This is a genomic window from Microbacterium sp. NPDC057944, from assembly GCF_042887445.1.
In the GTDB taxonomy this organism is placed as follows: Bacteria; Actinomycetota; Actinomycetes; order Actinomycetales; family Microbacteriaceae; genus Microbacterium; species Microbacterium natoriense.
The window spans coordinates 771,186-792,395 of sequence record NZ_JBHVPJ010000002.1; the positions used below are offsets into that span (position 1 = coordinate 771,186).

Sequence of the window (21,210 nt, forward strand, 5' to 3'; positions counted from 1 at the left end):
ACCATGCCCGTCACCAGCGAAGCCACCAGCACCTGGACCGGATCGCTCATGGAAGGCTCGGGCACCGTCGCGTTCTCGTCGTCGAACCTGGGAACCTTCCCGATCGACTGGAAGGCCCGCAGCGAAGGCAGCGACACCACCACCACGCCGGAGGAGCTCATCGCGGCCGCCCATGCGTCCTGCTTCAGCATGGCGCTCTCGCACGCCCTCGCCGAGAACGGCACCCCGCCGGAGCGCGTGAACACGAGCGCGTCGGTCACCTTCAAGCCCGGCACCGGCATCACCGGCAGCCACCTCAACGTGAACGCCTCCGTGCCGGGGCTCACCCCCGAGCAGTTCCAGGAGATCGCCGAGGGCGCCAAGGTCGGCTGCCCGGTCTCTCAGGCGCTCGCAGGCATCGAGATCACCCTCGAGGCGACGCTCGCCTGATCAGGCGCGTTCGAGGCGGATCGCCTCGCGGATGCTGGCCCGGGCGTCCTTGCGGCGCCCGGCGGCATCCTGCACCACACCGAGCCGATAGCGTGCACGCCAGTCGTCCGGCGCCTCCTCAGCGGCCGCGGTGTACTTCGCGATCATCGGCTCCACGTCCTCGCGGGGCAGACGTCCGCTCGCGCTGACCTCGCCCTCCGCCTCCGGCATCCCGCCCTCGGCGTCGAGCGCACGACCCAGCCGATCAGCGGCGAACCCGAAGCGCGTCTCGCGATAGAGCGCCCACGCGCCGATCAGCGGCATCACCAGGAGCGCGACGCCGATCGCGATGGCGATGGGCTCGCCCGTCATCAGCATGACGATGGCGCGCTGCCCCACGACGACGAGATACAGCGCCAGGCAGGCGCCCATCACGGCGACGCCGATACGCGACATCATGATCGGATGCCGATGTCGATCATGTTCTCCAGCCCCACGACCACGCCGGTCGCGGTCAACGCATGCGGCACGGCCAGGCGGATGCCGGGGGCGTAGGCGAGAGCGGAGTCGACGGTGTCGTGCGTGAACGTCAGCGACTCCCCCGGTCCGGAGAGGATGACCTCCTGCTTCGCGATGACCCCGGGGCGCCGCAGCGAGTGGATCGGCACGCTGCCGACCTGCTGGCCGCGGGCGCGCTGGTCGGCGTGCGGGGCACTCACCGGCCCCTGCTCCGCACGCGCAGCGGCGATCAGCTCCGCCGTGCGCACGGCGGTGCCGCTGGGGGAATCGATCTTCGAGGCGTGGTGAGCCTCGATGATCTCGGCCGAGCCGAAGAACGGGGCGGCCGCCGCGGCGAGAGCCGAGCCCAGCACCGACCCCAGCGAGAAGTTCGGGATGAACACGGCTCCCGTCCCCGCGGCCTCGACGAGCGGACGGACGAGAGCGATGCGCTCCGCCGACCAGCCGGAGGTGGCGACGAGCACGTTGATGCCGCGTTCGACCGCTGCGCGCACGACGTCGATGCTGATCTGGGGCGTCGTCGCGTCGATGACGAGATCGGCGCCGTCCATCTCCGAGAGGTCGCTCGACGACGTCAGCACGCGGCTCACCTCGATCCCGTCGAGCTCGTCGATCACCGCGTGGATGATCTTCCCGAGCTTTCCGGTTCCGCCGACGAGTGCAACGTGCTGGGTCATGGGTCCAGTCTATTTCGGTGAGAACGGCGGATGCGCGCGAGGGGGGGCGAAGGCCTCGACGTCGGATAGGTTGTGAGAGTGCCCCTGATCCGGCCTCCGCATGCGGACCCGTCGCTCGATCCGTTCGATGACGGCGTCGGCGTGCTCACACGCGACGGAGTGAACTGCGGCCACGTCTTCACCACGCGCAGCTGGTTCTGGTCGCCTTCCTCGCCGTTCCGTCGTCAGTGGTGGATCTGGTACACCGTGGTCTGGGCGGACGGCAGTCGCGAGCCCGAAACCGAAGACTACCCCCCGTTCACCGCCGTCACCGAGATGAAGTCCGGATTCCTCGACGTGATCAGTCGTGACTCCGGTCGCAGTGGCCGCTACGACTTCGAATGGCTGGACGTTGAGGATCTCCATGCGGCTCGCGCCGAATCCGTCGCTCCTCCGAGCGGCATCGACGACGCAGAGAAGCCGGAGGATGCAGTCGGCCCCGGACGCGCGCATCTGTCGCTCGTCGAGGCTATCGCCTGGTGGCGAATCGATGCTCGGGACGGTCGTCAGCGACTTGCGGATGCCGCAACCGATGCCCTCTTGGAAGGTGCGGACGGTCTGGCAGTGGCCCAGCTCGCGGGCCTTACTTCGGACGAGAACGCCTTCGAGATCGACCGTCTGATCGAACAGGTCGTCGACGAGCTCGAGCTCCACGCCGCATTGGACGAGGGCGACGAGATCCTGGCGAGTCGATTCATCTGCCGGGAGCTTCTGCGCGGTGCGATCACTTCGCGGGAGCTGACTCGTTGGGCGCACCAGAGGTTCCACCACGAAAGCACCTCGGAGCACCTGAATCGCCTTGCGGAGATCGATGATGACCTCGATCTCGCTGGCACCGTTCTCCGAAGATCTGTGCGCTCACACGACGAGGAAATCCGCCTGATCGCGCTTCGCATCGTCGAGGGCTGAGCGCTCGTCCTGCTCAGACGGGCATGCCGTCGGGGATGCCCGTGCGGAGCTCCACCGGGAGGTGCCCGGTGTCGTTGTGCGCGAGGAGCGTCCAGGGACGCCCCTGCTTCTGAGCGATCACGGTGAGCCCGCAGTGAGCCTGATTGAGGGTCATCCAGCGCCACTCGGGCGCGCCCAGCACCTCCCGGACGAACCAGGAGATCACGAAGTTGTGCGTGATGAGCACCTCGTGCACGTCACCGGTCTTGCGCACGAGGAACTCGTTGACCGCGTCGGCCATCTGCGCACCGCCCGCCTCGATCTCCGCCTCGGTGACCGAGCCGAAGAAGGGCTCGAACGCCGCAGGCGTCTCCTCCGTCATGCCGGTGGGTACGCAGTCGAAGAGCAGCGCCGTCGGCTCGGGATCGACGGACGGGAGGCGCTCGGCGACCGCACGCGCCGTCTCGTTCGCCCGCAGCAGCGGCGAATGCCACACCGCGTCGAGAGGGAGCCCGGAGAGGCGGTCGGCGATCAGCTCCGCCTGACGCTGCCCCCTGGGCGAGAGGGGTCCGTCGGCGAGGCCGTGCTCGGCATCCTGATGTTCACCGTGTCTGACCAGATATATGTAGTGCGTCACAACTCGCTCGCTTCATCGCCAGCATCTGCCGGGCTTCACTCCACCATATGCCAGGTATGTGACGGTCGCGTGACGACGCTCAGTTGCCCGCGCGAGTGAGGTCGGCGACCTGCGCGCGGGACAGCGTGACCCCTGCGCCCTGCATGAGCTCGTCGACGTGATCGGTCGCGAAGGTGTTCACGATCGGCGCCGCGATGGTGCGCTGAGCGAGCAGCCAGGCGATCGAGACGGCGGCGACGGGCACCGACAGCTCGGTCGCGACCTGGTCGAGCGCCCGCAGGATCTTGATGCCCCGACGGTTGAGGTGGCTCCTCAGCTGCTCGCCCCGAACCCCCTGGGATGCGAGCGCCTTGCTGCGGTGGCGACCGGACAGGAAGCCGTGCTCCAGCGCGTGCGATGGCGTGACCGCCAGGTTCTGCGCGCCGGCAACCAGACGCAGGTCGCCCTCGAACGGCTGACGGCGGACGAGGTTGTACGGCGCATCGATGACCTCGATGCGCGGATAGCCTGCGGAGGCGAGGATGCGCGCTTCGACGAGGCGCTCCGGCGAGAAGCCGAAGGCGCCGACCGAGCCGATCTTCCCGGCCTCGACGAGCCACTCCACCGTGGCGAGCGTGTCTTCGAGGTTGGTCGTGACGTCGAGCGTGGCGTCGAGGTACAGCACGTCGATGCGCTCGACGCCGAGTCGCGTGAGCGAACCCTCCACGGCGCGCACCAGGTTCACCGAACCGAGACCCGGGTTGTCGGCGTGAGCGCCGATGCGGACGCTCAGCAGGGTGCGGTCGCGGAGCCCGCGAGAACGCAGCCACTGGCCGATGATGTGCTCGCTGCGGCCGCCGGAGAACCCGTCGGCGGTGTGGATCGCGTTGCCGCCGAACTCGATGTAGCGGTCGAGGATGCCGTGGCTGGTCTCGAGATCGACATTCCAGCCGAACTCGGCGGCTCCGAGCATGAGGGGGAACGTCTCGAAGCCCGTCTCGCCGAGCGCGACGCGAATGTTCTCGCCGACGCCTGGGCCGACGATCGGAATGGGCGCGGACGGGTGCTCAGCGGTCTCGTGCTGTGCACGCTCGACCGGCGCCCCTGCGCCTACGCTGAACAACCGCATACTTTCACCCCCGCGTCGATCGGTGCGTTCCGACCTGCGTCACTGCTTGTGTGTGCACCCCCCGGTGCGTACTTCGAGGGTAAGCGACATCTGGGAACGGGCCGTCCATTCCGGCGAACGCCGCGGAAACTTCCCGTAACGTTTTGGTCACATCGAATACGACGGAACCCGGCCCCTCCGCGAGGGAGGAGCCGGGTTCCGTGCGAGCATCGATGCTTACTCGGCGGCGGCGTCCTCCGCAGGAGCCGCGTCGGCTGCCGGAGCGTCGTCGAGCACGGGCTCGAGCGAGAGCTTGCCGCGGTCGTCGATCTTCGTGATCTTCACGAGGATCTTCTGGCCGACCGAGAGGACGTCATCGACGTTCTCGACGCGCTTGCCACCGGCGAGCTTGCGCACCTCGGTGACGTGCAGCAGGCCGTCCTTGCCCGGGAGCAGCGAGATGAAGGCGCCGAACGTGGCGATCTTCACGACGGTGCCGAGGAACTGCTCGCCGACCTCCGGGTTGGTGGGGTTGGCGATCGCGTTGACCTGGGCGCGGGCGGCCTCGGCCGAGGGGCCGTCGGTCGCGCCGATGTAGACGGTGCCGTCCTCCTCGATGGAGATCTGCGCGCCGGTCTCGTCCTGGATCGCGTTGATCGTCTTGCCCTTCGGGCCGATCAGCTCGCCGATCTTGTCGACGGGGATCTGCACGCTGATGACGCGGGGCGCGGTGGGCGCCATCTCGTCGGGCGCGTCGATCGCGGCGTTGAGGACGTTGAGGATCGTCAGGCGCGCGTCGCGCGCCTGGGTCAGCGCGCCCGCCAGCACCGACGACGGGATGCCGTCGAGCTTCGTGTCGAGCTGGATCGCCGTGACGAACTCGCTGGTTCCGGCGACCTTGAAGTCCATGTCGCCCAGGGCGTCCTCGGCGCCGAGGATGTCGGTGAGCGCCGCGTAGCGGGTCTCACCGTCGACCTCGTCGGACACGAGGCCCATCGCGATGCCGGCGACGGGGGCGCGCAGCGGCACACCCGCGTTCAGCAGCGACAGGGTCGACGCGCAGACGGAGCCCATCGACGTGGAGCCGTTGGAGCTCAGCGCCTCGGAGACCTGACGGATCGCGTAGGGGAACTCCTCGCGGCTCGGCAGCACCGGCACGAGGGCGCGCTCGGCGAGGAAGCCGTGCCCGATCTCGCGACGCTTCGGCGAACCCACGCGGCCGGTCTCACCGGTCGAGTAGGGCGGGAAGTTGTAGTGGTGCATGTAGCGCTTGCTCGTGGTGGGCGACAGCGAGTCGATCTGCTGCTCCATCTTGAGCATGTTCAGCGTGGTGACGCCCAGGATCTGGGTCTCACCGCGCTGGAAGATCGCGGAGCCGTGGACGCGCGGGATGACCTGCACCTCGGCGTCGAGCGGACGGATGTCCGCCAGGCCGCGACCGTCGATGCGGACGCTCTCGGTCAGGATGCGACCGCGGACGATCTTCTTCGTGACCGACTTGTAGGCGGCGGAGAACTCACCCAGTGCCGACTCGGGCAGCATGCCCGCCTCGACCGCTGCGGCGAGCTCGGCCTTGACGCGGTCCTTGATCGCGTCGTCGGCGTTCTGGCGCTCGACCTTGTCAGCGATCTGGTACACGTCGGTGAGCTCGGCGAACGCGCGCTCGGAGACGAAGTCGAGGACCTCGTCGGCGTACGGGGGGAAGACCGGGTACACGCCCGGCTCCTTCGACGCCGTGGCGGCGAGCTCGGCCTGAGCCTTGACGAGCTGCGCGATGAACGGCTTCGAGGCCTCGAGGCCCTGGGCCACGATCTCCTCGTTCGGCTTGGTGGCGCCGGCCTTGATGAGGTTCCAGCTGCCCTCGGTGGCCTCAGCCTCGACCATCATGATGGCGACGTCTTCCGTGCCATCGGACTTGGTGACGACACGACCGGCGACGATCAGGTCGAACACGGCCTCGGACACCTGCTCGGCGGTCGGGAACGCGACCCACTGGTCGGCGTGCTCGCCGTGACCCGGGATGAACGCGAGGCGCACACCGGCGACGGGGCCGGAGAACGGCAGACCCGAGATCTGGGTCGACGCGGAGGCCGCGTTGATCGCCAGAGCGTCGTAGAACTCGCCGGGAGCGATCGACAGGACGGTGATGACGATCTGGACCTCGTTGCGCAGGCCGTCGACGAACGACGGACGCAGCGGGCGGTCGATCAGACGGCAGACCAGGATCGCCTCGGTGGAGGGGCGGCCCTCGCGACGGAAGAACGAGCCGGGGATCTTGCCGGCGGCGTAGGAGCGCTCCTCGACGTCGACCGTCAGCGGGAAGAAGTCGAAGCCCTCGCGCGGGTGCTTGCCTGCGCTGGTGGCCGAGAGGAGCATGGTCTCGCCGTCGAGGTACGCGGCGACTGCGCCCTGAGCCTGCTGCGCGAGGCGGCCGGTCTCGAAGCGGATGGTGCGGGTGCCGAAGCGGCCGTTGTCGAGAACGGCCTCGGTGGCGGTGATTTCAGGACCTTCCAAGAGGTCTCTCCTTCTTTGTTTAGACTCGCGAATCCGTATGACGCGCGAGCGTGTTCATGAAGGAGCGGAAGGGCAGGGTTCGGGCGCGCGGGCACTCCCGCGAATGTCGCCTGCGCTGGCCACCAGTAGAAAGCCACCCGACGATCGCCGAGGAACCCACCACAGGGGACCAGCTTCTCCGCCGATCGCTCCATGAGTCGATATGAAGTTGTGGGGTTGACACACGTCAACTCCCCCACCCTACCAGCGAGGGGCGGATTCCGACGTGGCGCCGGGGGCATCGCGGATCGGACACTCCCCGGTCATCGACCGTTCAGGCGGCGGACGCCGCGGCGTGGCCGGCATCCGCTGGTCTGTACCCATGCGCATGTCAGTGATCGGCTGCGGGTACCTCGGTGCCGTGCACGCCGCGGCGATGGCCTCGATCGGACACGACGTCATCGGCATCGACGTCGACGAGCGGAAGATCTCCTCTCTCTCCGACGGCGTCGTCCCCTTCTTCGAACCGCAGCTGACCGAGCTGCTGCAGGAGGGACTCGCGTCAGGGCGCCTGCGCTTCAGCGCGCGGATGGCGGATGCCGCAGGCTCCGCCGTGCACTTCCTCGCCGTCGGCACCCCGCAGGTCGCTGGTGGGCAGGCCGCCGACCTGAGGTTCGTGGATGCCGCGGTCGACTCGCTCCTCCCGCACCTCCGAGCCGGGGACGTGCTCGCCGGCAAGTCCACCGTCCCCGTCGGCACCGCGACCCGCCTCGCCGCGAAGGTCGCGGAGACCGGGGCCACCGTGGTGTGGAATCCGGAGTTCCTGCGCGAGGGATGGGCCGTGCACGACACCATCTCGCCCGACCGCATCGTGGCGGGAGTGCCGGACGGCGCAGACGGGGAGAGCGCCGCCGATCGGCTCCGGGAGGTGTACCGCCCCGCCGTGGATGCCGGGACGCCGTTCCTCGTGACGGATCTCGCCACCGCCGAGCTGGTCAAGGGAGCCGCCAACGCGTTCCTCGCCACGAAGATCTCCTTCATCAACGCGATGGCGGAGATCGCGGAGGCCGCCGGCGCGGATGTGGCGCTTCTCGCCGACGCGCTCGGCCACGACACGCGGATCGGGCGACGCTACCTCGGCTCGGGCATCGGGTTCGGCGGAGGCTGCCTGCCCAAGGACATCAGGGCCTTCGCCGCACGCGCGGAGGAGCTGGGCCGCCGCGAGGCCGTGGGCTTCCTGCACGAGGTGGACGCGATCAATCTGCGGCGACGCGAACGCGCCGTCCGGCTCGTGGTCGATGCCCTGGGCGGGCTCGTGTTCGGCGCCCGCATCGCCGTGCTCGGAGCGGCCTTCAAGCCGTTCAGCGACGACATCCGCGACTCCCCTGCGCTGGACGTCGCCGTGCGCCTGCGGGGTCTCGGCGCGGACGTGATCGTCACCGACCCCGCCGCGACCGAGAACGCCGCCTCCGTGCATCCGCAGCTCTCCTACACGCGAGAGAGGGACGAGGCCCTTCGAGACGCCGATGCGGTCGTCATCGTGACCGAATGGGACGAGTACCGCCGCGATCTCACTCCTGAACACGCCGGCGCACTGGTCTCGAAGCGCATCGTCATCGACGGTCGCAACTGCCTCGACTCGGCCGCATGGCGCGCCGCCGGGTGGACATACCACGGCATGGGCCGCCGCTAGCGAGACCACTGCCCCGCGAGCACGTGCCGCGGGGCAGTGGTCAGCGCACCTCCACCGCGCTCTGCACGGACGAGCGTCCGAGGTACACGTAGTCGTCGTGCTTCGCCGACCTGCCGTCTCCCGCGGCGCGGCCGTGCAGCCGACGCCAGACCCAGGGCAGCGCGTGGCGGCGCCACCAGACTCCTGCACCGATCGGCTCGTGCTCGTGCAGGGCGGCGTCGAGCGTTCCGAGCGCCTCCGCGTGCGGCACGCCGAGCACCTCACCGGCTCGGTACGCGAGGAACCGGTGCCCTCTGCTGCTGAGGTGCACGAGGTCCTCGCCCCAGTTGGGCCGGTCTCGCAGCGACGGATGCAGATCGGTGTCGATGAGGATCGCACCCGTGCGCGCGGCGACTCCGCTCAGCGCGGTCGCGAAGGCGGCGAACCGTCGCGTGTAGATCGCCGCCGCGCGGCGTCCGGGGAGGAAGGGGGTGACGAGCACCACGTCCGCGCCGCACGCTCTGAGGCGCTCCACCGCGTCCTCGACCCGTCGTGCCAGGGCCGGGACGTCGACGTTCGGCTTCACCAGGTCGTTCGCCCCGACGAGGATCGACACGAGGTCTGGGCGGAGCTGCAGCGCTCGCTCCAGCTGGGGGCCGCACACGTCCGACACCCGCTTCGAACGGATCGCGAGGTTCGCGTAGTGCAGTCCACCGCGGGCCGCGAGCAGCAGTGCGAGGCGATCCGCCCAGCCCCGCAGCGCGCCGTCGGGCGCCGGATCGCACAGCCCCTCGGTCAGGGAGTCGCCGAGGGCGACGTAGCGCCGCCAGCGCGTCTGCGGGGCCGGCGTCGCCCGCTCCGGCCTGACCACGCGGCGAGCGCGTAGACCACGGTCCACCGCCCCCAGGAGCATCGCGTCGTCGAAGTGCGAGAGCAGCTGGTCGCATACGCCGGCCCAGCTGCGCCCCTGCACGGCCTCGTGCCCCGCTTCCCCGAAGGCTCTGCGCTTGCGGACGTCGCCGGCGAGATCGGCCACGCGCATCCGCAGATCGTCGAGGTCGCCGGGTCGGTAGAGCCATCCGTCGATGCCCATGCGCACGAGGTCGAGGGGGCCGCCGCGCCCCGTGGCGACGACGGGGACGCCGCTCGCGTGGGCCTCCTGAAGGGTCTGTCCGAACGTCTCGCTCTCCCCCGGGTGCACGAAGACGTCGAACGAGGCCAGCGCCGCGGCGAGCGCATCGCCGTCGAGATGGCCGAGGAACAGCGCCTCGGGGAGCAGAGACTGCAGCCGCTGTCTGCTCGGACCGTCGCCGACGATCACCAGTCGGGTGCCGGGGATCCCGCGCAGCGCGACGAGGTCCTCGACCTGCTTCTCCGGGGCGAGCCTGCCCACGTAGCCGATCACGGTCTCCGCACCCCAGGACCCCCGCAGGGCAGGGTCGCGTCGCAGCGGCTGGAAACGCTCGGCATCCACCCCTCTCCCCCAGCGCCGCACCCTGTCGACGCCGAGCGTCGCGAGCTGGTGGGCTGAATCCGCCGATGGCGCGAGCGTGAGCGTGGCCCTGCGGTGCAGCCGCGCGATGTGCGTCTGGGCGATGCCGGTGGTGGCGGCGATCCGGTAGCGCTCCGTGTACGCGGCGACATCGGTCTGGTAGGCGGCGACCGAGGCGATGCCCAGACGCTCGGCCGCGAGCACTCCGCGCCACCCCAGGGCGAACGGCGAGGCCAGATGCACGACGTCCGGCTGGAACCGGCGCAGGGATGCCGCGACGCGGTGCGCCGGGGACGTGCCCACTCTGACGTTGCGATAGCCGGGCAGCGGGAGGCTGGGGATCGGCTCGACGATCGCTCCGTGCACGGTGTCGGGGATGCCGACGGCATCCGGTGCGATCACGTGCGCCTCATGGCCCGTGCGCTCGAGGTGCCTCAGGATCTGCAGCACGGATCCGGTGACACCGTTCATGTGCGGAAGGAAGGACTCTGTCACGATCGCGACTCTCACACGCTCAGGATGCCGTCGTCTCGAGGGCCTCGGCGCCCGAAACAGCTCCGGGCACCAGATGTTCACCGGATGCTGGAGCGCCCGTCACCGGCTATCCCGCCGTTGGTTGCCGTTCACCTGAGCCGCGCACTCTGGAGCCGTGCCGCTCGATCTGCTCTCCACCCCGTGGGCCCTCGCCGTGATGAGCCTCCTCGTCCTGGGCGACGCCTTCTTCGTGGTGATCCCCGGGGAGATCGCCGTCACCGCGCTCGGTGCGATCTCCGCGTCGTCCGGTACCCCTCCCCTCTGGGCGGTGATCGGCTGCGCGGGGATCGCCGCCGCGGCCGGAGACGCCGCCTGCTATCTGATCGGGCGCACGGTCGGCACGGAGCGCTGGCGGTGGATGCGCACCGCCAGGGTGCAGCAGGCTCTCGCGTGGGCGCGGCGCCGGCTCGACACGGGAACGGCCACGGTGCTCTTCACGGCGAGGTTCGTGCCCTTCGCCCGACTCGCGATCAATCTCGTGGCAGGGGCCTCGCGCATCCACCCTCCCCGCTACCTGGCCCTCGTCTTCCTCGCCGCACTGGGGTGGGCCGCCTATCAGGCCTCGGTCGGGGCGATCGTGGCCACGCTCATCCCCGGCGGCCCCGTGGTGGCGGTGCTCGTCTCGATCGCCGTCGCCGTCGGGCTCGGCGCGGCGATCGACCTGTCGACCCGCAGACTGCGGAAGTGAACAGCCGACCGGCGGGGGCGTGCCCTAGGCTGGCGGACATGAGCACCGAAGAAGGCGCGTCCTCGACCGAGGACATGAAGCGCAAGTTCAAGGAAGCGCTCGAGAAGAAGAACGCGCACCACCGGCAGGGCGAGGCCCACCTCGACGGCGACTCCGCCGTCCATGGCGCGCCCGCCCCGCAGACGCGGCGCGAGTTCCGACGCAAGAGCGGTTGACCACACGGATGCGGGAACCGGCTTCCACCGGCTCCCGCATCCCTCACCGCCCGCTCAGCCCTGGGAGGCGCGTGCTCTCGCCCTCTCCTCCTTCGCCGACATCTCGGCCACGGCGGCATCGTTGAGCTCGGTCAGATCGGCGGCCTGAGGTGCGGGAGCATCTCCGTGAGCGTCCACTCCGTCGAGCACCGACTCATCGAACGGCAGCTCGCCGCCGAGCACCTGCCGCACACGATCGCGATCGATCTGGCGGGTCCAGGTGCCGATGAGGAGCGTCGCGACCGCGTTGCCCGTGAAGTTCGTCAGCGCGCGTCCCTCCGACATGAACCGGTCGATCCCGACGATCACGCCCACGCCGTCGACGAGGTCGGGACGGTAGGCCTGCAGTCCTCCGGCGAGAGTCGCGAGGCCGGCTCCGGTGACGCCCGCAGCCCCCTTGCTCGCGATGATCATGAACACCAGCAGGCCGATCTGCTCGCCGATCGACATCGGCTGCCCCATACCCGTGGCGATGAACAGCGACGCCATCGTCAGGTAGATCGCCGTGCCGTCGAGGTTGAACGAGTAGCCGGTGGGGACGGTGATGCCGACGACCGGCTTGGAGACGCCGACGTGCTCCATCTTGGCGATGAGGCGGGGCAGCGCCGACTCCGAGGACGAGGTGCCGACGATCAGCAGGTACTCCCGAGCCAGGTACTTCATCAGGCTGAAGATGTTGACCCTCGTCACGGCCCACAGCAGAGCACCGAGCACGACGACGATGAACACGATGCACGTGATGTAGAACGCCACCATCAGCACGCCGAGGCTCCAGATCGCCGCGATCCCCGTCTTGCCGACGACGGCGGCGATGGCGCCGAAGGCGCCGAGCGGGGCGAGCCACAGGATCATCCCGAGGATGCGGAACACCAGCTTCTGCAGCTGCTTGACGGCGTCCATGATGCCGGCACCGCGCTCGCCGAGCCCCTGCAGCGCGAACCCGACCAGGAGAGCGATGAACAGCACCTGGAGCACGCTCTCCCCCGTGAACGCCGCGAAGAAGGTGGGCGGGATGATGCCGAGCACGAACTCCTGAGTGGTCTTCGCCTCGGTCGTGGTGGCGTCATAGGTCGCCCCCGCCATGTTCAGGCCCTCGCCGGGGTGGATGATGTTGCCGACGACGAGGCCGATGGCCAGGGCGAACGTCGACATCACCAGGAAGTAGCCGAGCGCGAGCCCGCCGATCTTGCCGACGGTGGCCGCCTTCGCGATCGAGCCGATGCCGATCACGATCGTGCAGAAGATGATGGGGGCGATCATCATCTTGATCAGCGAGACGAAACCCTTCCCGATGGGCTCCAGCGCCTGTGCGAACTCCGGCCAGACGAGCCCGACCACCGCGCCGAGAACGACGGCGATGATCACCGACACGTACAGCCAGGTGTGCCGGTCCCAGGCCTGCTTTCCGCGTCGCCAGTGGAATCCCGGCAGTGTGAATCCGGTCGTGATGGCCATGTGTCCTCCTCGGTCATGAACGTCGTCGTGTCATGCGTCTCCCCGCGTCGTCGCGGGGCGTGACATCACCGTCGCCGACTTCACAGACGGGCGCCATTTGTGGTCGTATTGGTCACGACCAGGCCGACGAAGACCGGAGGATGCCGATGACGCAGCGCCGCACGCTCAGCGCCGCCACCCGCGTCTTCCTCGTCCTCATCTCAGCCGCGGCGGTGATCGGAATCCTCGTCGCCGGGTTCCTCGTGGCGGAGACGCAGCGCGCCGTGCAGGCGGAGGCCGAGCGCGTGACCGGGGCCACCGCGGCGGCGATCGCCGCATCCGGTGCGGTGTCGAGCGCCCTCCGAGACGACGATGCGGACGCGGCGACCGCCGCCCTCGAGCCGTACGCGCTCTCCGTCATCGATTCCGCCGGGCTGGACTTCGTCACGATCATGACGACCGACGGCATCCGCATCACCCATCCCGACCTGTCGCAGATCGGCGGACGCTATCTCGGCACGATCCCCGAGCAGCCCGCCCCGCTCACCGAGACCTTCACCGGCACGCTCGGCCCTTCGGTCCGGACGATCGTCCCCGTGATCGACGCCGACGGCGTGCTGAGGGGCTGGGTCTCCGCGGGGGTGACGACAGAGACGATCTCCGTGACGCTCGTGCGACGACTCCCCCTCTCGCTGGCGATCACGCTTCTGCTCGTGGCGATCGGCGCGCTCGGAGCCTGGGCCGCTCGGCGCTTCACCCGGCGCATCGCCGGTGACCTGCCGCCGGGCACGGTCCGCGACGCCGTGTCATCGTACGAGTCGATCCGCACCCTGGGCGAGGCGCTGCGGGCGCAGACGCACGAGCATGGAAACCGGATGCACACCGCTGTCGCGCTGCTGGAGCTGGGGCGCACCGGCGAGGCGATCGACATCCTCACCGAGACCTCCCGGCAGAGTCAGTCGCTGGTCGACCAGGTCACGGCGCGCCGCCACGGGGATCCGGCGGTGGGCGCACTCCTGCTCGGCAAGGCCTCGCAGGCGAAGGAGCGCGGCATCGACTGGCGGGTGCACATCGAACCGGAGGCCCCGCGGTCGCCGCTGTCGACGGTGGACAGCGTGTCCGTGCTCGGCAACCTCATCGACAACGCGATGGACGCGGCCTCCGCGGCGGAAGACCGATGGGTCGAGGTGTCGCTGAGCACGTCCGACGCCGGTGGGATCGTGCTCGACGTCGCCGACAGCGGCGCAGGAGTGCCGACCGAGATCAGGGAGAGGATCTTCGAGCACGGCTTCTCCACGAAGCTCGCCGACGCCCAGGGGCGCGGCGTCGGACTCGCTCTCGTCCGCTCGGTCGTGACGGATGCCGGGGGCACCGTGGAGATCCTCGACGATCCGACGACCTTCCGCGTCACGCTCCCCGCCGCAGGCAGGAGAAGGTCGTGATCCGTACGCTGATCGTCGACGACGACGCCCTGACGCTCGAACTGCACCGCACCTACGTGGAGCGCCTGGAGGGTTTCGTCGTCGGCGGCGAGTGCACCGGAGCCCGTGCGGCCCTCGCCGCGGTGCTCGATCAGCCGCCCGAGCGCGCGTTCGATCTCGTGCTCCTGGACATCACGATGCCGGACGGCACGGGTCTGGATGTGCTGCGCACGCTCCGCGCTCGTTCCGCCGCGATCGATGTGATCGCCATCACCGCCGTGCGCGACGCGGAGACCGTGCGGCAGATGGCCGCGCTCGGGGTGTTCCAGTACCTGGTCAAGCCCTTCCCGTTCGCGGTGTTCGCCGAACGCCTCACCGCGTACCGCGAGCATCGCGATCAGGCCCGTACGACCGACGGGGAGGCGACCCAGGCGGAGATCGACGCCCTGCTCGGGCGGACCACCGGCAGAATCGCGCTCCCGAAAGGGCTGTCCGGCGGCACCCTCGACCGTGTCGCCACGATTCTGCGTTCGACCGGCCCGCTGTCGGCGACCGAGGCCGCAGACGCCCTGGGAATGTCGCGCGTCGCCACGCGGCGCTACCTCGAACACCTCGTCGCGGAGGGAGTCGTCGCCAAAGCCGCGCGCTACGGAACGCGCGGGCGCCCGGAGACCGAGTACGCGTGGAGCCGGAACCGGCCCGACGTCAGCTGACACTCGAACGTCCTGCTTGCGCTCCTGCCCACCCTCATGGAGAACGTGTCGGGTCGCAGGCTTCCCATGGCTGTATGGATTCCTGCTTCCCGCGGTTCCTCACCGACCAAATGCGTGAACGCCCTAGGCGCTGTCTGCGTCTCCAACAGGTCCGTCCGCATTCAGGTGATCCTGAAGCTCTCTTGATGCCAGAACATCGCGCATCTGACGCGCGTGGCGTGGATTCTCCCGAACCATTGCGAGAACTGCGGCGAACAAGAGAAGCGCGGCGGAACCCGCAACCAACAGGATCACTTCCAGGGGAGCACCCAGCTGCGTGAGAATCCACAAGGGGAGGGCTACGACCCCAACGACCCCGATCAGAAGAACCGACACCGCCCAGACAATGGTGATGAGAACGGGCGCATCGTGGTGCGCACCGACGATCAGCTGTTGCGGTCGTCTTTGGCCCGACTCCGAAGGAACGATCAGGGGAGCATGGCGGGGCAGCTTTTCCACGTAGGCATCCCAGGGAATCCAGGCCTCATACAAGGGGTTGCTCGACGTGAGCTTGCCCAGTTGCAGCTCGGCGTAAGCGAAGTATGCCCGCAAGATGTTCATCTCGTGAAAGTGCCGGACGATGACCGCAAAGATGAGCAGTATGACGACGGGAACGATGAGCATTCCCCACAGGAAAGGTGTGCTCTGCCCCCTCGAGGCGAGAGCGGCGGCGGCGCCGACGACAAGTCCCGCGAGCGAGACGAGCCTGATTGCCGCCGCTCCCTGGCCGCCGGCGCGAACCTGGTAGTAGTGCGCCTCACGCTGCCAGAACTGAATGGAGTTCTTGTTCCGGTCGTCGAACGCATCCGTCCCGCCGACCGCTTCGTCGTCGATCAAAATCCCCGCCCTTCGGCTGCCTTGTTCGCGGCGAAACCACGGGTGGCGCGGTCTCGCATGGAGAATACTACTGGCATGCGAACAGTCCGCAGCCTGCCCCACCCGCGACCCGGCATAGAGGCGCGCAGCACCGTAACCCGCTGGATTCCTGCATCGCGCCATGGATTCAACGTGTCGGTGACGAGTCCGAAGGCGCCGGAACGAACATCTGCGATCGTGTTCCCGATGCCGTACGACTATCGAATCGATCGACTGGCCCTGGATCGCATGGAGATTCTTGCCGCGAGAACGAACCGCACCGTGGTGGGAGTGGAGTCTCCGGGCATCACCTTGGACGAGGCGGACCCGGTCAGTGCAGGCGCATCCTCGGTTCGTGCCGATGTGCTGCTCGCGCAGATCGGCGGCGACTACCGCCCCGCCGCCTCCCTTCAGTTGTCTGCCATAGACGATGTGCTCGGAGGTCTGCCAGCTGAGCTTCATCTGGTGGGCGAGTCCCTCGGCGCGCAGTTCAGTGCCGCGATCGCCGGTCTGATTCCGTGCCGCTCGCTCACACTCGTCGAGCCGACGAACTGCGTGGACATGGGATGGCGTGGGCTCCTTCGGCAAGGAAAGCTCCTTCGGACGATTGAGGAATCGCGACGCGATCAGTACGTGGCCGCGAACGCGCAGCGCGGATGGCCGCCGACGTTGCCGTTCGAGAAGAGCAGCTCGCACGCCGCTGCAGTTGATCGACGACTCAAGCGATTCCGCCGTCAGGGCAAATATGCGCTCGTTTCAGCGCTGGGTATGCGGAAGAGCCTCGCATCCTCGCTGGAACGGGTCGATGCGGGACTCGACGTCATTCGAGTCTGGCGTGGAATCGACAGCACCGTATGTCTTGCGGCAGATGTCGCAGTGCTCTCAGCGAGGATCGCGCCGCGTCTTCGCGTGGAGGAGACGGTGATGGTTCTCGACGGGCTGCCCGCTGGTCATCATTTCCTCACCCAGATGGATGCGATGCTGCTGTTCGCCGACACATTGGCGGGTGATATCCGTCACCCGCCTGAAAAGGTTGCTTCCTCATGACGTTGTGAACAGCCGGCGTGTGGCAGGGCGGCAACGCCTGCCGCCCACGACGCCTTCGTGCTGTCTGGAACTTCTCTGGGCATGCTGAGTGGCACGACGGAGCGCTCCCTCGCGTGGCCCCGGTGCGTCGCCGTCAGCCGCGGGGCTGCGCGTTGAGCCAGTCGGCGAAGGTCACGGTGCCGAGGTCGGCATCCGCATCCGGGAGGATGCTGCCGTCGCGGATCGCACGCCCGAAGGCTCCAGGGAGCGAGAGCGCCGGCATCCAGCCGCTCCTGCCTGCGTGCGCGGCCCAGGAGCGCATCATGTCGACGAGCTGCTCCTCCTGCGGGCCCGCGATGTCCCGTGCCCGCTCCGACGGTCCTGCCTCGGCGAGGTCGACGAGCCGCGTCGCGACCTCCACGATCGCGATCGGCTGCGTGCGCATCCTCAGGGCGAGATGCAGCGGTCCGAGTGTCGCATTGCGGTAGGTCTGTGCGGCGAAGTCGTGGAACTGCGTCGCTCTCTGGATCGTCCACGGCACCTGCCCCGAGCGGACCGTCTGCTCCTGAGCGAGCTTTCCGGCGTAGTAGCCGTGGGGCGCCCGATCGACGCCGACGATCGACAACGCGAGATGGTGCCCCACCCCGGAACGGTGTCCTGCCGCGAGGAGGTGCGAGGAGGTCTCTGTGAAGAACTCCGTGGCCGCACGGGCGCTCTGCGTCGAGGTGCTGAGCACGTCGATCACGACGTCCGCGCCGGACAGCGCCTCATCGAGTCCGGCCCCTGAGCGCACATCGACGCCGTTGCCACGCGTGAGGACGCGGACTCGGTGACCACGCTGCTGAGCGATCTTCACGACCTCGGATCCTGCGATGCCGGTTCCGCCTGCGACTGCGATCTCCATGGCTCTCCATCCGAAGCTGGTGGGTGATGTCGGTTACGACGCTACCCCGAGAGCGGGCGACATCAGCGGGGCAGCCGCCCTTCGTGCAGGAGTCCGTTCGGATCGACCTCGGCGCGAAGTGCTCTGAGGCGCTCGATCTCCTCCGGTGTGGCGCAGAGATCGAGCGTCTGCCCCGGGGTGAGGAACGTCGGGATCGTGCGCCCGGCGGCGACCGGAGCGAGAAGGTCGCGGAACCCCGCGATGCTGGCATCTCCCGGCTCCCTCGGCGCGCCAGGGAACAGCGGCGAGAGCGCGTGCAGCAGCCAGCCGGCCGATTCGAGCGAGGCCAGTCCGGACCGACGAGGACGTGCGAGAGCCCCTCCGAGCATCCGGATGTCGATGCCGATGATGGGCCACTGCTCCGGCAGCTCGCGGAAGGCCAGCAGCTCGTCGATCGTGCTGTCGTCGAGGTCCGTGAGCGCCGCGGAGGCGCCCCGACCAGGCGTGGGATCGGTCGGTTCGTTCGACCCCGCAGCGAGAGTGGCGGGCGACGTCGGACCGGACACCTCCCTGCGCACGGTGCCAGCACGGCGGATGCCGTCGATCAGCCCCTCTGCGGCGCCATCGGTGGACAGCGCCTGCACAGTGAGGAAGCTGCGCCCGCGGATCTCCTCCGGCAGCTGCGGAGCATCGGGCATCCGCATCGAGTTCATGAAGACGTTGAGCGAGGAGGGCGCGGTCGCGGCGAGGTCGCGCACCGCTCGCATGACTGCTGCGGCATCCGCGACGTCGAAGGTCAGCCCGCTGCCCCACAGGTCAGGGGTGCGGACGAGGTCGATCTCGAGCGCCGTGACGATCCCGACGATGCCGCCCGCGCCGCGCAGCGCCCACATCAACTCGGGGTCGCTGTCGTCGTCGACGCGCCCGTGCGTGCCGTCCGGGCGCAGGATCCACGCCGCACGGAGACCGTCGGATCCCAGGCCTGCCGTTCGACTGAACCAGGAATGGCCTCCGCCGAGCGTGTAGCCCGCGACCGTGACGACGGGGCTCGTGCCTGCGGGCGCCGACCAGCCGGTGCCCTCCAGGGCATCGACGACGACTCCCCATCGAACTCCGCTGCCCACGCGGACGACGCCGGCGCCGAGATCGACGTCGAGCGCGTCGAACGCGCCCATCCGGACGATCACGGCGCCCGCGAGGTCTCCGGACGCGCCGTGCCCGCTCGGCTGCACCGCGAGGCGCACACCGGTGTCTTCGGCCATGCGCAGCAGAGCCCGCAGATCGGCGACATCGGCCGGCGCGGCCACGCCTTCCGGACGCTGCTCGACCGCCAGGTTCCACGGCCGGCGCTGGGCGTCGAAGCCGTCATCGGACGGCAGGACGAGCGCGCCGTTCACGCCGGCGCGGACGGACTCGAGTGCAGAGGAAAGGGGCATGACGCCACCGTACGATGCCCCACGGACATTGTCGACGGCGCCTGCCCCTGCCGCTCACTCCCCCGCGAGACCGCCCAGCATGTGGCCGAAGGAACGCCCTTCGCCCAGGTAGGTCGCGGGGTCGAACGGGTCGGCCGCCTCGGCCGTGTCCCGAGCGGCGACCGCATCTGCGAGCTCACGTGCGCCCTTCTCCACGCGCTTGGCGAGCGGGGCGACGTCGTCACCCGCACCGCCCCAGTCGCTGGAGGCGGCGAACACGCCGGTGGAGACGGCATCCGCGTGGAGGTAGGCGAACAGCGGACGGATCGCGTAGTCGATCGCGAGGGAGTGCCGCGCCGTCCCCGCGTTCGCACCGATGAGGACCGGCTTCCCCGTCAGGGAATCGGGATCGAGCACGTCGATGAACGACTTGAACAGACCCGAATAGCTCGTCGAGAAGATCGGCGTCACGGCGATCAGCGCGTCGGCGGACACGACCGTGTTGATCGCCGTCTCCAGCGCCGGCGGGGCGAAGCCCGTGAGCATGTTGTTCGTGATGTCGTGCGCGTAGTCGCGCAGCTCGATCACGTCGATGCTCGCCTCGATGTCGTGCGCGGCGAGCGCCTTCACGGTCTCGGCGGCGAGGCGATCCGCCAGCATCCGCGTGGACGAGGGGTTGGAGAGCCCGGCCGAGACGACGGCGATGCGACGCGTGGTGGTCATCTCACGCCTCCTTCCGGCCGAGGCCGAACGCGGAGCCGGCGGGCGCCGGGCTGTCCTGATAGGGCGAGTCGCCGGTGAGGTTGTCGCCGCGGTTCGCACCGGGGCGCGCCTGGCGGGTCGGGCCGTCGCCGTACACCGCCGTGACGCGCGCGGCGTGGGTCGGGGCGTCGGGCACCGACTCCGGGCGGTCCTTCGCGAGCTCCCTGCGGAGCACAGGGACGACCTCGGAGCCGAGGATGTCGAGCTGCTCGAGCACGGTCTTCAGCGGCAGCCCCGCGTGGTCGATGAGGAAGAGCTGACGCTGGTAGTCGCCGTAGTGCTCGCGCATCGCGGCGTAGCGGTCGATCACCTGCTGCGGCGAGCCGACGGTGAGCGGGGTCATCTCGCTGAAGTCCTCGAGGCTCGGGCCGTGGCCGTACACGGGGGCGTTGTCGAAGTACGGGCGGAACTGCGTCACCGCGTCCTGCGACTTCGCCGCCATGAACACCTGGCCGCCGAGCCCGACGATCGCCTGCTCGGGTGTGCCGTGTCCGTAGTGCGCGTAGCGCTGGCGGTACAGCTCGATCAGTCGCTGGTAGTGCTCCTTGGGCCAGAAAATGTTGTTCGCGAAGAAGCCGTCGCCGTAGTACGCGGCCTGCTCGGCGATCTCCGGGGTGCGGATGGAGCCGTGCCACACGAAGGGGGCGATGCCGTCCAGCGGGCGCGGCGTCGAGGTGAAGCCCTGCAGCGGCGTGCGGAACTTGCCCTCCCAGTCGACGACGTCCTCGCGCCACAGCTTGTGCAGCAGGGCGTAGTTCTCGATCGCCAGAGGAAGGCCCTGACGGATGTCCTGCCCGAACCAGGGGTACACGGGGCCGGTGTTGCCTCGGCCGAGCATGAGGTCCATGCGTCCGCCGGACACGTGCTGCAGCATCGCGTACTCCTCGGCGATGCGCACGGGGTCGTTCGTGGTGATGAGCGTCGTCGACGTGGACACGATGAGACGCTCGGTCTGCGCCGCGAGCGCGGCGAGGAACGTGGTGGGGCTGGACGACCAGAACGGCGGGTTGTGGTGCTCGCCGATCGCGAAGACGTCGAGACCGACCTCCTCCGCGTGCTTGGCGATCGTCATCGTGGCCGCGATCCGCTCCTGCTCGCTGGGCGTGACGCCGGTGGTGGGGTCGCGGGTGATGTCGCTGACCGACATGATGCCGAACTGCATCGCCTGTGCGCCTGACTGCTCGCTCATGATTCTCCGTGCTCTCCGAAGCGGACGACTCGGCATCCGTTTCTATTCATTTGAATGTATCTGAGTCAACGCGACCGCACCAACT

20 protein-coding genes are annotated in these 21,210 nt (G+C 69.1%); 8 read left to right on the forward strand and 12 right to left on the reverse strand.

Translation table 11 applies throughout. The annotated features are described in order from the left end of the window. The first annotated feature begins 3 nt into the window (after window positions 1-3). Window positions 4-429: an OsmC family protein gene (locus ACFVRO_RS13170; protein ID WP_105676601.1), complete on the forward strand. Its 426-nt coding sequence runs from the start codon at window positions 4-6 to the stop codon at window positions 427-429. Here the strand turns inward: ACFVRO_RS13170 and ACFVRO_RS13175 are convergent, their stop codons facing one another. Together ACFVRO_RS13175 and dapB are read right to left on the reverse strand one after the other, a co-directional pair. Next, window positions 430-867: a hypothetical protein gene (locus ACFVRO_RS13175; RefSeq protein WP_341942377.1), complete on the reverse strand. Its 438-nt coding sequence runs from the start codon at window positions 865-867 to the stop codon at window positions 430-432. Continuing rightward, complete coding sequence (gene dapB, locus ACFVRO_RS13180) at window positions 864-1,604, reverse strand: 4-hydroxy-tetrahydrodipicolinate reductase (protein WP_386953005.1); 741 nt, start codon at window positions 1,602-1,604, stop codon at window positions 864-866. Before dapB ends, ACFVRO_RS13175 begins: the two co-directional genes overlap by 4 nt. Window positions 1,605-1,682: 78 nt before the next feature. Here dapB and ACFVRO_RS13185 point away from each other — a divergent pair, with 78 nt between their 5' ends. Then, the gene (locus tag ACFVRO_RS13185; RefSeq protein ID WP_386953008.1) at window positions 1,683-2,552 is read left to right on the forward strand and encodes a hypothetical protein; all 870 of its coding nucleotides are present in this window, start codon (window positions 1,683-1,685) and stop codon (window positions 2,550-2,552) included. Between the two features lie 13 nt (window positions 2,553-2,565). On the opposite strand, the gene ACFVRO_RS13190 is transcribed toward ACFVRO_RS13185, so the two are convergent. The 3 genes from ACFVRO_RS13190 to ACFVRO_RS13200 all read right to left on the reverse strand — a co-directional run bounded on the left by ACFVRO_RS13190 (window position 2,566) and on the right by ACFVRO_RS13200 (window position 6,769). After that, window positions 2,566-3,168 (reverse strand): histidine phosphatase family protein, encoded by a 603-nt coding sequence (locus ACFVRO_RS13190; RefSeq protein ID WP_386953010.1) that lies wholly within the window; start codon window positions 3,166-3,168, stop codon window positions 2,566-2,568. 79 nt (window positions 3,169-3,247) lie between these two features. Continuing rightward, window positions 3,248-4,276, reverse strand: a complete 1,029-nt coding sequence (locus ACFVRO_RS13195; RefSeq protein ID WP_341942378.1) for an aldo/keto reductase — start codon at window positions 4,274-4,276, stop codon at window positions 3,248-3,250. Between the two features lie 216 nt (window positions 4,277-4,492). Beyond that, window positions 4,493-6,769: a polyribonucleotide nucleotidyltransferase gene (locus tag ACFVRO_RS13200; protein ID WP_386953013.1), complete on the reverse strand. Its 2,277-nt coding sequence runs from the start codon at window positions 6,767-6,769 to the stop codon at window positions 4,493-4,495. 361 nt (window positions 6,770-7,130) lie between these two features. On the opposite strand from ACFVRO_RS13200, the gene ACFVRO_RS13205 reads away from it, so the two are divergent. Next, the gene (locus ACFVRO_RS13205; RefSeq protein ID WP_386953016.1) at window positions 7,131-8,441 is read left to right on the forward strand and encodes a UDP-glucose dehydrogenase family protein; all 1,311 of its coding nucleotides are present in this window, start codon (window positions 7,131-7,133) and stop codon (window positions 8,439-8,441) included. A 40-nt stretch (window positions 8,442-8,481) separates the two neighbouring features. On the opposite strand, the gene ACFVRO_RS13210 is transcribed toward ACFVRO_RS13205, so the two are convergent. Beyond that, window positions 8,482-10,407: a GDSL-type esterase/lipase family protein gene (locus ACFVRO_RS13210; protein ID WP_386953018.1), complete on the reverse strand. Its 1,926-nt coding sequence runs from the start codon at window positions 10,405-10,407 to the stop codon at window positions 8,482-8,484. A 154-nt stretch (window positions 10,408-10,561) separates the two neighbouring features. On the opposite strand from ACFVRO_RS13210, the gene ACFVRO_RS13215 reads away from it, so the two are divergent. Further along, the gene (locus ACFVRO_RS13215) at window positions 10,562-11,134 is read left to right on the forward strand and encodes a DedA family protein (RefSeq protein WP_258132707.1); all 573 of its coding nucleotides are present in this window, start codon (window positions 10,562-10,564) and stop codon (window positions 11,132-11,134) included. 38 nt (window positions 11,135-11,172) lie between these two features. Continuing rightward, window positions 11,173-11,349, forward strand: a complete 177-nt coding sequence (locus tag ACFVRO_RS13220) for a DUF5302 domain-containing protein (RefSeq protein WP_181155964.1) — start codon at window positions 11,173-11,175, stop codon at window positions 11,347-11,349. Between the two features lie 54 nt (window positions 11,350-11,403). Here ACFVRO_RS13220 and ACFVRO_RS13225 read toward each other — a convergent pair whose 3' ends face one another. Further along, entirely contained in the window at window positions 11,404-12,843 is a 1,440-nt protein-coding gene (locus ACFVRO_RS13225; RefSeq protein WP_386953021.1) for a cation:dicarboxylate symporter family transporter, read from the reverse strand. 146 nt (window positions 12,844-12,989) lie between these two features. Here ACFVRO_RS13225 and ACFVRO_RS13230 point away from each other — a divergent pair, with 146 nt between their 5' ends. Both ACFVRO_RS13230 and ACFVRO_RS13235 read left to right on the forward strand, forming a co-directional pair. After that, window positions 12,990-14,264 (forward strand): ATP-binding protein, encoded by a 1,275-nt coding sequence (locus ACFVRO_RS13230; RefSeq protein WP_386953024.1) that lies wholly within the window; start codon window positions 12,990-12,992, stop codon window positions 14,262-14,264. Continuing rightward, on the forward strand, window positions 14,261-14,956 hold the full coding sequence (locus ACFVRO_RS13235; protein ID WP_386953027.1) for a response regulator: 696 nt from the start codon (window positions 14,261-14,263) through the stop codon (window positions 14,954-14,956). The genes ACFVRO_RS13230 and ACFVRO_RS13235 overlap by 4 nt, the downstream gene beginning before the upstream one ends. Before the next feature lie 123 nt (window positions 14,957-15,079). On the opposite strand, the gene ACFVRO_RS13240 is transcribed toward ACFVRO_RS13235, so the two are convergent. Continuing rightward, window positions 15,080-15,832, reverse strand: coding sequence for a hypothetical protein (locus ACFVRO_RS13240; RefSeq protein ID WP_386953030.1), 753 nt, complete (start codon window positions 15,830-15,832; stop codon window positions 15,080-15,082). 75 nt (window positions 15,833-15,907) lie between these two features. On the opposite strand from ACFVRO_RS13240, the gene ACFVRO_RS13245 reads away from it, so the two are divergent. Beyond that, complete coding sequence (locus ACFVRO_RS13245; RefSeq protein WP_386953032.1) at window positions 15,908-16,897, forward strand: hypothetical protein; 990 nt, start codon at window positions 15,908-15,910, stop codon at window positions 16,895-16,897. Between the two features lie 133 nt (window positions 16,898-17,030). Here the strand turns inward: ACFVRO_RS13245 and ACFVRO_RS13250 are convergent, their stop codons facing one another. The 4 genes from ACFVRO_RS13250 to ACFVRO_RS13265 all read right to left on the reverse strand — a co-directional run bounded on the left by ACFVRO_RS13250 (window position 17,031) and on the right by ACFVRO_RS13265 (window position 21,125). Beyond that, window positions 17,031-17,780, reverse strand: coding sequence for an SDR family oxidoreductase (locus tag ACFVRO_RS13250; RefSeq protein WP_386953035.1), 750 nt, complete (start codon window positions 17,778-17,780; stop codon window positions 17,031-17,033). Window positions 17,781-17,842: 62 nt separating this feature from the next. Continuing rightward, window positions 17,843-19,195 (reverse strand): FAD-binding oxidoreductase, encoded by a 1,353-nt coding sequence (locus tag ACFVRO_RS13255; protein WP_386953036.1) that lies wholly within the window; start codon window positions 19,193-19,195, stop codon window positions 17,843-17,845. A 54-nt stretch (window positions 19,196-19,249) separates the two neighbouring features. Then, a complete protein-coding gene (locus ACFVRO_RS13260) occupies window positions 19,250-19,897 on the reverse strand; it encodes an FMN reductase (RefSeq protein WP_105676615.1) in 648 nt (215 codons plus the stop codon). Between the two features lies 1 nt (window position 19,898). Beyond that, the gene (locus tag ACFVRO_RS13265; RefSeq protein WP_386953038.1) at window positions 19,899-21,125 is read right to left on the reverse strand and encodes an LLM class flavin-dependent oxidoreductase; all 1,227 of its coding nucleotides are present in this window, start codon (window positions 21,123-21,125) and stop codon (window positions 19,899-19,901) included. Window positions 21,126-21,210: the final 85 nt, after the last annotated feature.

Coding starts and splice junctions, on each gene's coding strand:
- ACFVRO_RS13170 (WP_105676601.1), top strand. CDS start 4: ATGCCCGTCACCAGCGAAGCCACCAGCACCTGGACCGGATCGCTCATG.
- ACFVRO_RS13175 (WP_341942377.1), bottom strand. CDS start 867: ATGATGTCGCGTATCGGCGTCGCCGTGATGGGCGCCTGCCTGGCGCTG.
- dapB (WP_386953005.1), bottom strand. CDS start 1,604: ATGACCCAGCACGTTGCACTCGTCGGCGGAACCGGAAAGCTCGGGAAG.
- ACFVRO_RS13195 (WP_341942378.1), bottom strand. CDS start 4,276: ATGCGGTTGTTCAGCGTAGGCGCAGGGGCGCCGGTCGAGCGTGCACAG.
- ACFVRO_RS13205 (WP_386953016.1), top strand. CDS start 7,131: ATGCGCATGTCAGTGATCGGCTGCGGGTACCTCGGTGCCGTGCACGCC.
- ACFVRO_RS13220 (WP_181155964.1), top strand. CDS start 11,173: ATGAGCACCGAAGAAGGCGCGTCCTCGACCGAGGACATGAAGCGCAAG.
- ACFVRO_RS13225 (WP_386953021.1), bottom strand. CDS start 12,843: ATGGCCATCACGACCGGATTCACACTGCCGGGATTCCACTGGCGACGC.
- ACFVRO_RS13230 (WP_386953024.1), top strand. CDS start 12,990: ATGACGCAGCGCCGCACGCTCAGCGCCGCCACCCGCGTCTTCCTCGTC.
- ACFVRO_RS13245 (WP_386953032.1), top strand. CDS start 15,908: ATGCGAACAGTCCGCAGCCTGCCCCACCCGCGACCCGGCATAGAGGCG.
- ACFVRO_RS13250 (WP_386953035.1), bottom strand. CDS start 17,780: ATGGAGATCGCAGTCGCAGGCGGAACCGGCATCGCAGGATCCGAGGTC.
- ACFVRO_RS13255 (WP_386953036.1), bottom strand. CDS start 19,195: ATGCCCCTTTCCTCTGCACTCGAGTCCGTCCGCGCCGGCGTGAACGGC.
- ACFVRO_RS13260 (WP_105676615.1), bottom strand. CDS start 19,897: ATGACCACCACGCGTCGCATCGCCGTCGTCTCGGCCGGGCTCTCCAAC.
- ACFVRO_RS13265 (WP_386953038.1), bottom strand. CDS start 21,125: ATGAGCGAGCAGTCAGGCGCACAGGCGATGCAGTTCGGCATCATGTCG.